Origin of the sequence: Methylobacter tundripaludum SV96, assembly GCF_000190755.2 — a bacterium.
Taxonomy (GTDB): Bacteria; Pseudomonadota; Gammaproteobacteria; order Methylococcales; family Methylomonadaceae; genus Methylobacter_A; species Methylobacter_A tundripaludum.
Genome location: NZ_JH109152.1, coordinates 256,973 through 268,612 on the forward strand (window position 1 = coordinate 256,973; position 11,640 = coordinate 268,612).

12 protein-coding genes and 1 pseudogene are annotated in these 11,640 nt (G+C 53.0%); 9 read left to right on the top strand and 4 right to left on the bottom strand.

Going from position 1 to position 11,640, the window contains the following annotated elements:
• The first annotated feature begins 82 nt into the window (after positions 1-82).
• From METTU_RS01215 to METTU_RS01235, 5 genes are all read left to right on the top strand, one after another.
• Positions 83-490: a c-type cytochrome gene (locus tag METTU_RS01215; RefSeq protein ID WP_006889473.1), complete on the top strand. Its 408-nt coding sequence runs from the start codon at positions 83-85 to the stop codon at positions 488-490.
• Positions 491-660: 170 nt separating this feature from the next.
• Complete coding sequence (fae, locus tag METTU_RS01220; RefSeq protein ID WP_006889475.1) at positions 661-1,179, top strand: formaldehyde-activating enzyme; 519 nt, start codon at positions 661-663, stop codon at positions 1,177-1,179.
• Positions 1,180-1,451: 272 nt separating this feature from the next.
• Positions 1,452-2,054, top strand: a complete 603-nt coding sequence (gene wrbA / locus METTU_RS01225) for an NAD(P)H:quinone oxidoreductase (RefSeq protein WP_006889476.1) — start codon at positions 1,452-1,454, stop codon at positions 2,052-2,054.
• A gap of 30 nt (positions 2,055-2,084) precedes the next feature.
• Positions 2,085-3,131, top strand: coding sequence for a cytochrome c oxidase subunit II (locus METTU_RS01230; protein WP_006889477.1), 1,047 nt, complete (start codon positions 2,085-2,087; stop codon positions 3,129-3,131).
• 12 nt (positions 3,132-3,143) lie between these two features.
• Positions 3,144-4,520 carry a cbb3-type cytochrome c oxidase subunit I gene (locus METTU_RS01235; RefSeq protein WP_254257798.1) on the top strand — a complete coding sequence of 459 codons (1,377 nt, stop codon included), beginning with the start codon at positions 3,144-3,146 and terminating at the stop codon, positions 4,518-4,520.
• An 89-nt stretch (positions 4,521-4,609) separates the two neighbouring features.
• Here the strand turns inward: METTU_RS01235 and METTU_RS01240 are convergent, their stop codons facing one another.
• Positions 4,610-5,968, bottom strand: coding sequence for an IS1182 family transposase (locus METTU_RS01240; RefSeq protein WP_006889238.1), 1,359 nt, complete (start codon positions 5,966-5,968; stop codon positions 4,610-4,612).
• 68 nt (positions 5,969-6,036) lie between these two features.
• Here METTU_RS01240 and METTU_RS01245 point away from each other — a divergent pair.
• From METTU_RS01245 to METTU_RS01260, 4 genes and pseudogenes are all read left to right on the top strand, one after another.
• A pseudogene (locus tag METTU_RS01245) lies at positions 6,037-6,699 on the top strand (cbb3-type cytochrome c oxidase subunit I); the annotation flags it as partial.
• The gene (locus METTU_RS01250) at positions 6,692-7,291 is read left to right on the top strand and encodes a cytochrome c oxidase subunit 3 (protein WP_006889478.1); all 600 of its coding nucleotides are present in this window, start codon (positions 6,692-6,694) and stop codon (positions 7,289-7,291) included. The pseudogene METTU_RS01245 and the gene METTU_RS01250, both read left to right, overlap by 8 nt.
• A 62-nt stretch (positions 7,292-7,353) precedes the next feature.
• Positions 7,354-7,713 (top strand): hypothetical protein, encoded by a 360-nt coding sequence (locus tag METTU_RS01255; protein WP_254257799.1) that lies wholly within the window; start codon positions 7,354-7,356, stop codon positions 7,711-7,713.
• Positions 7,671-9,023, top strand: a complete 1,353-nt coding sequence (locus METTU_RS01260) for a cytochrome c (protein WP_254257800.1) — start codon at positions 7,671-7,673, stop codon at positions 9,021-9,023. Before METTU_RS01255 ends, METTU_RS01260 begins: the two co-directional genes overlap by 43 nt.
• A 297-nt stretch (positions 9,024-9,320) precedes the next feature.
• On the opposite strand, the gene METTU_RS01265 is transcribed toward METTU_RS01260, so the two are convergent.
• The 3 genes from METTU_RS01265 to METTU_RS01275 are packed head-to-tail and all read right to left on the bottom strand — an operon-like array spanning position 9,321 to position 11,618.
• The gene (locus tag METTU_RS01265) at positions 9,321-10,118 is read right to left on the bottom strand and encodes a cytochrome c oxidase assembly protein (RefSeq protein WP_006889481.1); all 798 of its coding nucleotides are present in this window, start codon (positions 10,116-10,118) and stop codon (positions 9,321-9,323) included.
• Positions 10,119-10,122: 4 nt separating this feature from the next.
• The gene (locus METTU_RS01270) at positions 10,123-10,719 is read right to left on the bottom strand and encodes an SCO family protein (RefSeq protein WP_006889482.1); all 597 of its coding nucleotides are present in this window, start codon (positions 10,717-10,719) and stop codon (positions 10,123-10,125) included.
• Positions 10,720-10,760: 41 nt separating this feature from the next.
• On the bottom strand, positions 10,761-11,618 hold the full coding sequence (locus METTU_RS01275) for a pirin family protein (RefSeq protein WP_006889483.1): 858 nt from the start codon (positions 11,616-11,618) through the stop codon (positions 10,761-10,763).
• Positions 11,619-11,640 lie beyond the last annotated feature (22 nt).

Here is an 11,640-nt window from a genome sequence, read left to right on the forward strand (position 1 = left end):
CTACGCTATATTTTAGAGTTCTCCGGGCTTTGGCCGTGTTTGGCGGCGCTGGAGCGCGACTTATGATTTATGAGAGGTCACAATGAACAAGATATTTCATAGCAAACTTAAAATTATGTCGGCCGTTGTTATGCTCGGCGGCCTTATGTTATTTCCCTGTCAGTCTGTCTTTGCGCAGGCCCTTTATAAGGTCGAAGGACACAAAGTCGATAAAGCCGCTTTCAATGGCTGGAATATCTACAGAACGGAAGCGTGCGGAAACTGTCACGAAGCAACTGGAGAAGGCAACGTGAGCAATCCGAATCTGCTTCAAACCATGAAAAACCAGACTAAAGAACATTTTCGGAAGGTCATTATCGATGGACATAGAAGCATGTATTCGTTCAGTGGCAACAAAACTGTGGTCGACGGCGTTGATGACTTGTATGTCTATCTTAAAGGCCGTTCCGACGGCGCTATCCCTGCGGGCGACCTGATGGAGATGAAGTAAATCAAACGCTTAATATTGCGCTCGGCCGGAGCGCGGCATGCAACCATTTTCGAGCTTTCGTGATCCGCGTCCGGTTGGCTTTACGTTAGACGGCTATTGCATTGGTTATCAGTGGCTGTCTTTTGAATTCAAGAATTGATTGATTTGAAATCTCAAGAGGAGAAAACAACATGAAAATACCAAAAATCGATAAAGTACTGGTAGGTGAAGCTCTGGTAGGCGAGGGTAATGAATTAGCCCATATCGACCTGATCATGGGGCCTCGGGGCAGCGCCGCAGAACTCGCATTTTGTATCACATTGACCAACCAAAAACGGGGCGATAATTCCCTGCTGGCGCTGGTCGCGCCCAATCTGATGGCTAAGCCTAATACCGTCATGTTCAACAAGGTCGAAATCAAGAACGAGAAACAGGCAACCCAAATGTTCGGCCCGGCGGAACGGGGCGTGGCCAAGGCGGTGGTCGATAGCGTCAAAGAGGGGGTAATTCCGCTGGAAGAAGCAGGCGATATATTTATCTGTGTCGGTGTTTTTATCCACTGGGATGCCAAGGACAACAATAAAATCCAGGACTGGAATTACGAAGCTACTAAATTGGCGATCAAACGCGCTGTCGCAGGAGATCCGACGCCTGCCGAAGCGATTGCCCAGGAATACGTGCAGCATCATCCGCTCGCGGCGCATGATTAAAGCGTTTGCCGACCTGTGCCGGAATAAGCCGGGGTCGGAGTGAAATAAAAGGCTATCTGTATTGAAAGCAACGCAGGTAACGGGAGTGCAGGCTTCGCTTGCGCTTGCAGGCGAAGCCTGCACTCCAGTTGTCGGTAGCTCATAGCCAACATAAATGCATGACATTACGCTTAACCGGCGCGCGGCCGTAAGCCCATTTAGTTTTCTTGGCCGTGCGCGGTTAGCTTTACGTCAGGCTCACTGCAAGACCGTAGGCAATGAGGAGATACACTATGGCAAAAATTCTGGTTCTTTACTACAGCATGTACGGCCACATCGAAACCATGGCGAAAACGGTGGCTGAAGGCGCGCGCAACGTTGAAGGCACCGAGGTCATCATCAAGCGCGTGCCCGATCTGGTGCCGGAAGACGTGGCGCGAAAGGCCGGAGCCAAACTCGATCAGGAAGCATTGATCGCAACGGTGGACGAGTTGCCGGGCTACGACGCCATCATTTTCGGCACGCCGACACGCTTCGGCAACATGTGCGCGCAGATGCGCAATTTTCTCGACCGAACCGGCCGGTTGTGGCTGAACGGCAGCTTGATCGGCAAGGTCGGCAGCGTGTTCACATCCACGGCCACGCAGCATGGCGGACAGGAAACTACGATTACCTCGTTTCATACCACCTTGTTGCATCAGGGCATGATCATCGTGGGCGTTCCCTATTCCTGCCAGGAAATCCTGAACATGAGTGAAATCACCGGCGGGTCGCCCTATGGCGCGAGCACGCTTGCCGGGGTCGACGGTAGTCGGCAACCGTCGGAGAACGAACTGAAAATCGCCCGTTTCCAGGGCGCTCATGTTGCGGAAGTGGCGAAGAAGCAATCGGCCTAACAACCGTTTGGATAGGGACAGGAAAAATAAATGAACAACTCCGAATCCGGATTTCGCCATGGCGTCGCGGGCAATTACGCATTTTTTTTATGCATCCTCGCGGCTGCGCCTGCCTCCGCCGCATCATCTGAAAACGACGTTGCTCCGCTTAACTATTTTTTGCATAGTTACGGTCCGGCCTCAACGCCCACGATGGTTTTGGGATGGGTGTTTGCCGCGCTGTTGATTGCAATCTTCAGCAGCATCGCGCTGTTGCTGGTTTGGGCTGTGTTTCGTAAACGCCCGGCTGTAGATCCCCGTTCAATTGGCCGTGAAGATGAAGGGATGCCCTGGATTTATATCGGAACCGGCATATCCACCGGCATTTTGTTTGCATTGGCTATTTATGCGTTGATTACGCTCAATGCGATCGCAAATCCCACGCATGCCCCGGCGCTGACGCTGACTGTCACCGGGTACGACTGGTGGTGGAAGGTCGAGTATGAAGATGATGATCCGACCCGCAGCTTTGCGACCGCAAACGAGATCCACATCCCGGTCGGTCAGCCTGTTCTGGTCAAGCTGAAAAGCGCAGATGTGATTCATGCGTTTTGGGTGCCGATGCTGGCCGGAAAAACCCAAATGATTCCGGGTCTGGCCAATCAGCAATGGATCCAGGCCGATGTCGAGGGCGTTTATGGCGGGCAATGTACGCAATATTGCGGGGTCCAGCATGCACACATGAGTTTGGAGATTGTTGCGCAAAGCGAGGATGAATTCAGGACATGGCAAGACGCCCAGCGAGGAGAAGCCGAAATGACTGCCGGCATTAATGCGGGAAAAAGTCTGTTTCTGGATCGTTGCGCCGGTTGCCATGCCATCCGGGGAACCGAAGCGGTGGGCGCCCATGCACCCGACTTGACGCATCTGAACTCGCGCCGCCTGATTGCCGCCGGATTATTAACCAATACCCCGGATCATTTGGCGCAATGGATTACTCATGCCCAGGACCTGAAACCGGGTGCGCGCATGCCCAGCATGGCGCTAACGGCGACGGAGCTTAACGCGCTGTCGGCATTTTTATCGACACTTAACTAAGGAGAGCCGCTCATGAAAGATGTCGATCAAAGTACACCTGACGTCAGCCTCTCTCGTATCCCCGAGGTGGGATTCGCGCCGATCGGATCGCCTGCCGAAAGAAGACTCGCCGAACTATGGGAATCGGCTCCCGGATGGCGCGGCTGGTTGTCGACGGTTGACCATAAAACCATAGGGATGCGTTACCTTGTCACCGCTTTTATTTTTTTGCTGATGGGCGGAGTCGAGGCGCTGATCATGCGTCTGCAACTCGCACGGCCGGACCAAACCCTGCTGACGCCGGAGCAGTACAGCCAACTGTTCACGATGCATGGCGTGACCATGATTTTTCTGTACTCGCTGCCGATACTGTCGGGTTTTTCCAACTATTTATGGCCGTTAATGCTGGGTTCCCGGGATATGGCGTTCCCGCGTCTTAACGCTCTTTCTTACTGGATTTTCCTGTTTGCCGGTATCTTTCTCTACGCCAGCTTTCCGCTGGGAGAAGCGCCGAACGCAGGCTGGTTCAATTATGTGCCGTTTGCGGGGCTGGAGTACAACACCGGCCCCAACATCGACGTTTACGCGCTCGGCATGGTGCTGCTGGGGATTTCCACCACCGTCGGGGCTATCAATTTCATCGTCACGTTATTTCGAATGCGCGCCCCCGGCATGTCGATCGACCGGGTGCCGATCCTGGTTTGGGGCACGCTGACCGCATCGGTCGCCAATATTTTTGCCGTGCCTTCGGTCAGTCTGGCCTTTTTTCTGCTGTGGCTGGACCGTCAAGTGGGTACGCATTTTTTCGATGTGCTGAATGGCGGTAAGCCGCTGCTGTGGCAGCACTTGTTCTGGATGTTCGGTCATCCCTGGGTTTATGCGGTGGTGCTTCCGGCCATGGGCATCGTGTCAGACGCTTTGCCGACCTTTTGCCGCCGTCCGCTGGTTGGGTATTCGGCGGTTGCGCTGTCAACCATGGCGACCATGCTGTTGGGTTTTGGCGTCTGGATACACCACATGTTCGCCACCGGTTTGCCGACGCTTGCGCTGTCGTTTTTCAGCGCTGCGAGCATGGTGATTTCGATCCCGAGCGCCGTCGCGGTGTTCGCATGGCTGGCGACCATTTGGCTGGGACGCCCGGTGTTCAATACGCCGTTCCTGTTTTTCGCCGGTTTTGTCATCCTGTTTGTGATCGGCGGACTTTCGGGCGTGATGACGGCAGCCGTGCCTCTGGATCTTCAGCTCAACGAAACCTACTTCATCGTCGCGCACTTGCATTACGTGTTGCTGGGCATCAATGTGTTTCCGGTTGTCGGCGGGATCTATTACTGGTTTCCCAAATTCTTCGGCCGGATGATGAATGAAGCGCTAGGAGGCTGTCGGATTAATAGAGCGAGCCTCCCCACTTAATCACGATTAAAATTTAAAAAAGTGGTTTATTGGGATTTTTAATGCCCATAGTTCTGTTTTATGGGCAGCTCAATGCTCTTTTTCCTCTCTCACCCTCTTAATACATGCATTCTTTTTAAATTCCAGCCTATACAGACTAAATTCCATTCACTTTGGACGGATTCCAGGCCTCGAAGCTGGAATTGCCTGAATCCCTGGACGTGTTTAATGATGCCAAACACGGTTTCGACAGTAGATTTTCGCTTGCCGTAGAGTGCTTTGCCCGCTTTGGTTGTTAAGCGATGGGTCATGGCCTCAACCGGCGGTAAGGTGCTTTCGCCTATTTCCGGCTGATGCTGAAACCGGGCGTCAAGGGCTTGGTTATGGCTTTGCCGCTTTTGGGCGATGTACGGTTTTATCTTTGCATCAGCACACGCCTTTACATTGGCTTGGCTGAAGTAGCCGGTGTCGGCCAACAGGTTGTCAACACTCCCCAAGCATTCCGGGAGCTGTTCCAGTTTGGCTAAGGCCGGTTCGATTTCTTGTTTGTCGTTGGTGTGTTGGGTGATGTGATGAGCAACGATCAGGTGGGTGGCAATATCAACACTGGCTTGGGCGTTATAGGCTTGTTCAAAACCATTAGGGGTCGGCATGATGCGGGACTCTTCATCGGTCAGGCTGACTTGATCTTTACCTTGAGGCGCATCGGTAGGCGCTTGGGGGGCTTTGCCGCCCATTTTCTTGCCGGTTTCACTCAGGTGTTGTTCACGCTTAGCCTGCTTTTCGTCATACTCGGCCTTTTCTTGCGCGTAACGCGCCTTGGCACGGGCCTGGATTTCCTGTTTGGCTTTGGCAATCACTGCTAAACGGTCTTGGCGGCGTTTGAGTTCCTTGGGTACATCCATGTCTTCTGGAAGCGGGGAATTGTCGGCGGCTTCAGCCAGTTTCATCAAGGTTTCAACTTCCTGTTTGAACTGGGCTTCCAGTTGATTGGCGTAATCCCAGCTCAAGGCTTTATGCTTGCTGGCATTGGCTTTAATCTTGGTGCCGTCCAGGCTCACCGTACCCAGCTTAAGCAGCCCCAAGGTTTGTGCAAGTACCAATATCTCGACAAATAGGCTTTCGATCTCTTTGCCAAAGCGCTTGCGAAAGCTGTTGATGGTGTCGTGATCTGGGTTTTCGTTGGCGCAGATGTATTTAAAGGCCATCGAGTCATGAGTGGCTTTCTCCAGTTTGCGACTGGAAAATACGCCGGTCGCGTAACCGTAGAACAGCAACGCCAACAGCATCGCCGGATGATAGGGGCGCTTTCCTTTGCCCGCATAGACGGCTGATAGCGTCCGTAAATCCAGTTGATCGACAATCTCGACAACAAAACGGGCCATATGATCTTCAGGCAAATAATCCTGAACACACGGGGGCAGAATGTAGGGGGTATCGCGATCAATCAGGATGAATTGGGTAGCCATTTTTGTTTTTTGATTTGGTGTTTCGATAGGGTTATTTTAACACTTTTTGCACTGCTAAATCCGACAGTCTCCTAGGGAAATGGAGCTTTTGGGTCATGTTCATCGGCTTCAATCTGGGCTTCTTCCCGATGCATGTGGCAGGCCTGCTGGGCATGCCGCGTCGCATCTATACCTATGCGCCGCACATGGGCTGGACGACGGTCAACATGCTCACATCGGTCGGATCGTTTGTTTTCGCCGCCGGTATTTTGCTATTTCTGGTCAACATCCTTGTCAGTTTGAAGCGCGGCGTTCCGGCGACTTCGAATCCCTGGGATGCGCCGACGCTGGAATGGGCTGTGCCATCGCCGCCCCCGGCTTACAACTTTGCGGTTATTCCGTTTGTCGCCAGCCGCCATCCGTTATGGGAGGATCGGCTTGGTGAAGGCACTGGCCGATCCAGCCTTGAACAAGGCTATTTACTGATGGAAGGGCGGGAAACGATAGGCACGACGCCGCTTGATGCCACGCCGGACATCATTCTCAAAATGCCGGACGACTCCTATGCGCCTTTCTTTCTCGGGTTGTTTAGCGCCTTGGTTTTCGTCGGGTTGCTGCTGCATTGGCGGGATTTTACGGTGCTGATGGCTGCGGCTTGCAGTCTGTCGCTGATTGTCTGGATGTGGCCGAGAAAAGCCCTGGTCCAGCACGTGCCGGACATCGAATGCGATAAGGAGGCCGCCCATGTCTGAGGCAATACAATCGGCCCAAGCCTTGCCTGTGGGCAGCGAAGGCAAACGCTCCGGCGGCTGGTGGGGCGTGCTGGCATTGATTGTCACCGAAGGTTCCCTGTTCGGCTATCTACTGTTTACCTACTTTTACCTGGCCGCGCAATCGGAGCAGCACTGGCCGCCTGATGGCTTGCCGGTGCTGCTCATGCCGGGCTTAAATACCTTGATCTTACTCGCCAGCAGTGGTTTCGTCTGGGCGTGCGAGCGCTGCATCCAGCGCAGGCTGATGCGATGGAGCCTTGCCTCGATGGCGTTGGCGCTCATGCTGGGCATTGGCTTTGTCGTCATTCAGCTTAATGAATGGAACAAGCTTACCTACGATATGACCTCGAATCTGTACGGCTCGCTGTACTTCACCATCACCGGATTTCACATGCTTCATGTGATCGTGGGGCTGATTATCCTGATGGTGCTTTTGCTTTGGCTTGCGCTCGGTTATTTTGATGATAGACGTTATGCCGCCGTGACCATTGGCGGATTGTATTGGCACTTTGTCGATGCGGTCTGGCTGTTTGTATTTACGACTTTGTATCTAACGCCTTACCTTTACTAGAACAGACTATGAACCGTTCATTCAATCACGATCCGTCCCTTGAGCTTTCCGGCAGGATGAGCATGATGCGAATAGGGATAGCTCTGTTCGGCGCGCCGGTCGCGTGGATAGCGCAGATGTTTTTGAGCGAGCCGCTTGCCGCTTATGCCTGCTATCCCTACCGGATGCCGCTGTCTGCGCCGATCTGGGAACGATTGCCCGTCATGCTGGCGACGATCGGCATTGCCTGCCTCACGGTAGCTCTCCTGTCCGGGCTGGTTGCATGGACCTCATGGCGGCAGTTTGACGCTAAGCCGGTTGGTGGGAATCGGAATCGGTTTTTAGTGAAATTAGGCGCGATGTCGAGTTTCATCTTCATCGTTGCGACACTATTCAACATGTGTGCAATTTTGTTGGTGTCGCCATGCAGCGCGTGGGTTTAATTGTCATGGCCTTCAGGGGTATCCTGAACCGGGCGACAGTCAAGCTTGTAACCTGCATGGGTGCGGCATTATTATCCGGCCTTGCCGTGGCGCAGCAAGTTGACCCGGCAGACCTTAGCCGGGGCGCTTATCTTGCCAGGGTAGGGGACTGCATAGCCTGCCATACGTCCGGGCCGCAATCCCCGCCGTTTGCAGGCGGACTGCCGCTCAATTCGCCTTTCGGGATAATTTACTCGACCAATATTACGCCGGACCCGGTTACCGGCATCGGCAACTACAGCTTGCATGATTTTAGTCGCGCCGTCCGAAACGGCGTTGCCAAGGGCGGCAGGCGCTTGTATCCGGCAATGCCTTATCCGTCGTTCACGGCTATTACCGATGACGATATTCATGCCCTTTATGTTTATTTCATGAATGCGGTGGAAGCTGTCCACCATAAGCCGCCCGAAACGAAACTGCCTTTCCCTTTCAATATACGCTTGAGCCTGTTTTTCTGGGATGCGGCTTTTGTCAAACATAAGCGCTTTAAACCGCAAAATGACCGCGACGCGCAGTGGAATCGCGGCGCTTATCTGGTGCAGTCGCTCGGCCATTGCGGCGCTTGTCATACGCCTCGCGGTCTGGCCTTCCAGGAAAAGGCCTATGCGGAATCGTCTCCGGCGTATTTAAGCGGGGCACTGGTGGACAACTGGTTTACGGCGAATCTTAGGGGCGATTACGCTTCCGGGTTGGGGCGTTGGTCTGAGGCGGACATCGCCGCCTTCCTGGAAAGGGGGCACGGCGGAAAGGTCGCGGCGTTTGGCAGCATGGTCGATGTCATCGAAAACAGCACCCAATATTTTCATAAAGACGATGTGGATGCGATTGCGCGCTACCTGAAATCGCTTCCCGCTTACAGCGAAAAGGCTAGCTATAAACCGGACGCTCCGGCCGTTGCGATAACCTTGGCGGCAATGGTAACTGGTGAAGTGGAGCGTCCCGGTGCGGGTCTTTACCAATCATTCTGTGCAAAATGCCATCAGGTAACCGGAACGGGCGAACCGGACAAATTTCCGAAGCTCGCCGGGAATTCTATCGTTCTTTCCGAAAATCCTAGCTCGCTGATCCGTCTGCTGCTGGAAGGAAGCAAGACTGCGCAAACCAGAGGGGGACCGGAACCCCAGGAGATGCCGAGTTTTGCGGAAAAGTTTTCCGATAGTGAGATCGCCGAGGTGCTTAGCTTCATTCGCAATAGCTGGGGCAATGCGGCGTCTCCGGTGACGACGCGCCAGGTCTCATCGTTACGGCGTGCGCTGCGGAAGAAACCGTAAATATAACTGTTCATAAAAGCCTTTTATTCACCACGAAGACACGAAGGACACGAAGTTTTAATTCTTCGTGCCTTCGTGGTGCAAATTATTTTATTTAACTAATGTTACGCATGTACCTAATAAAAAAGCGTAGTCCACGAAAGGCACAAAAAGCACGAAAAAAACCGGGTACAGGAACAATAAGTAAAGCCCATCGTCAAGATTAGAAAGATGCATGCCGTAAGCCGGGAAACATACGGCCCTCTATTTTTTCGTGTCTTTCGTGTCTTTCGTGCTTTTCGTGGACAGTGTGTAACATCAGTTATTAAATTTAATCGGTTGGCGCAATTCCTTATGTATCACAATCAATATTCCGACCACGCTCATCATTGCCGCATTCATCCAGAGCATCAAACCGCCGATTTGCTGGTCTGTTACAGGACTCATGCCGGTGAATGTGCGTCCGCAGAGGGTGTAAATCGGGTACAGCTCGTGCGGGGTGAAAAAGATTAATGCGCCGATCAGGATTTGCGGCGGAACCACTGCCAGCATCATCGCGATGCGGCTACCGGGAGATCGCATCAAATCAGGGTTCAACGCCAGCCCCCAAAACATCAGGCCGTTTAAAGCCATGCTCCAGTTCATCAGGCGATAGATGCGCCAGTCAAGCATTGCGATAAAGTGGACAGACGGCAGCAGCCAGAAAGCAAGCAAGCCTACGAACACAATAATGGCGGCGACAGGATGGAATAATAGCTTAACCGCACATTGCACCGGCTTTTGCCCCGAAACCCATCGGATTAATCGCTTGCCCGCCGTAGGGAAACCTGCCGACAGCGCGTCTTTAGGGCGGGCCAGTACGATGAAAAACGGCCCTAGATGATGGAGCACGAGACTTTGGAGCTGATGAACAAAGAATTCATGTTCAGCGTAATAATCGATTTGAGTTTGAGTGACAACATACAGGGATAACAGCCCGGCCCCAAAGTATAGTTTTTGCCGAAAGAGGAGCTGACATGTCAGGCTGCCCCTGATAAAGATGATGGCTGTAACGGCCGTTACGACGGCAATGGAAAAGGATGCTTCCCATGGGATGAGCCATTGCAGCAGGTTCATTTAGCTACAGCCTCAATGAATCCAGCAGATGCCGCAAATCGTTCGCAACCGTTTCAATCGTATCATCCGGCGTTACCAGCAAGCGCGCATGACCTTGCGTATCGAAAATATAAACCGCAGCACTGTGAACAATGTCGTCGGAATCCGGTTTTTTAGGACGATAAGCGGCCCGATAACGTTTTGCGAGATTTTCTATTTCGCTGTCGGTGCCGGTCAAGCCAATCGCATGTCCGCCATCGAAGGCCGTTACATAACGGTGCAAAGCTTGTTGGGTATCGCGACCGGGGTCCAGCGTGACAAATAGAATACGGGTGCGATTTGCATTAACTCCCAAACGCTGCACTATTTTTGCCAAACGGAACAGGGCGGTCGGGCACTCCGCCTGACAGTTGGTGAAACCGAAAAACAGTATGACCAGGTAGCCGTGATAGGTTTGATCGGTTACGGGTTGCCCGGTATCGGATATCAGCGAGAAACGCAGGTCCGGCAGATGACCGGTAATCTCCTGCAATTGCCACTGTTTTTCAGGGTTGCAGCCGGTCAACATCAAAACGAGACAAAGAAGTTTCAGGCCTCGTGTCCCGAATAATCCGTTAGGCATGTGAGAGGCTCAATAAAATGACCGATTCAACTCGGCATTAGCTATGACTTAAAGCGCCCGGCATCAAAATCCTCAATGGCTTGCCGGATTTCTTCCTTGGTATTCATCACAAACGGTCCGTAACCGGCTATCGGTTCGTCAATCGGTTCCCCGTTCATGATCAGCAGCGTGGCCTCTTTGAGCGCGGTCAGGGTAATCGTTTTGCCTAAGCGTTCGAAAAACGCCAGCTCGGCATCGTTGATCGTTGCAGAATTATTGATTTCTACGCTGCCTTTCAAGGCAAACAGCAGCGTTGTGTAATTTTCTGGGAAATCAAGCTCAACAGTTTGCCCGGCCAGTAGACGCAGCTCCCATAAGTTAATCGGAGTATAGGTGTTCGCAGGCCCTTTAAGACCTTGATAATATCCTGCAATCACCCGCACGACACTGCCTTCGTCATCCAGCTTTACCACCGGAATCCGGTCGGAGGTGATGGACTGATAGTGCGGCTCAATCATTTTATATTGGGCGGGCAGGTTGACCCAAAGCTGTATCGCTTCAAAGGTGCCGCCTTGCCGGGTAAAGGCGGGGGAGTGCATCTCTTCATGCAGAAGACCTTTTGCCGCAGTCATCCATTGCACATCGCCGGGGCCGATCAGGCCGCCATGGCCTGCGGTATCATGATGTTCGACTTCACCTTGATAAAGAAGGGTGACGGTTTCAAAACCGCGATGCGGGTGCATGCCGACGCCTCTGGGTGTCGATGCGGCTGGGAAATCGGCGGGTCCTGCATAGTCCAGCATCAGAAACGGGCTCACTTCGGCGTCCGGCGTGTTGTAGGAAAACAGCGTGCGTACCGGAAAGCCGTCTCCTACCCAGTGAGAGTCATCGGTGCGGGTGATTCGATGCAATTGTTTCATGGCTTTATTCCTTATCGTTGTC

Excerpts from the sequence above, each read along its gene's own strand:
- METTU_RS01215 (WP_006889473.1), top strand. The coding sequence starts at position 83 with ATGAACAAGATATTTCATAGCAAACTTAAAATTATGTCGGCCGTTGTT.
- fae (WP_006889475.1), top strand. The coding sequence starts at position 661 with ATGAAAATACCAAAAATCGATAAAGTACTGGTAGGTGAAGCTCTGGTA.
- wrbA (WP_006889476.1), top strand. The coding sequence starts at position 1,452 with ATGGCAAAAATTCTGGTTCTTTACTACAGCATGTACGGCCACATCGAA.
- METTU_RS01230 (WP_006889477.1), top strand. The coding sequence starts at position 2,085 with ATGAACAACTCCGAATCCGGATTTCGCCATGGCGTCGCGGGCAATTAC.
- METTU_RS01235 (WP_254257798.1), top strand. The coding sequence starts at position 3,144 with ATGAAAGATGTCGATCAAAGTACACCTGACGTCAGCCTCTCTCGTATC.
- METTU_RS01240 (WP_006889238.1), bottom strand. The coding sequence starts at position 5,968 with ATGGCTACCCAATTCATCCTGATTGATCGCGATACCCCCTACATTCTG.
- METTU_RS01250 (WP_006889478.1), top strand. The coding sequence starts at position 6,692 with ATGTCTGAGGCAATACAATCGGCCCAAGCCTTGCCTGTGGGCAGCGAA.
- METTU_RS01255 (WP_254257799.1), top strand. The coding sequence starts at position 7,354 with ATGATGCGAATAGGGATAGCTCTGTTCGGCGCGCCGGTCGCGTGGATA.
- METTU_RS01265 (WP_006889481.1), bottom strand. The coding sequence starts at position 10,118 with ATGAACCTGCTGCAATGGCTCATCCCATGGGAAGCATCCTTTTCCATT.
- METTU_RS01270 (WP_006889482.1), bottom strand. The coding sequence starts at position 10,719 with ATGCCTAACGGATTATTCGGGACACGAGGCCTGAAACTTCTTTGTCTC.
- METTU_RS01275 (WP_006889483.1), bottom strand. The coding sequence starts at position 11,618 with ATGAAACAATTGCATCGAATCACCCGCACCGATGACTCTCACTGGGTA.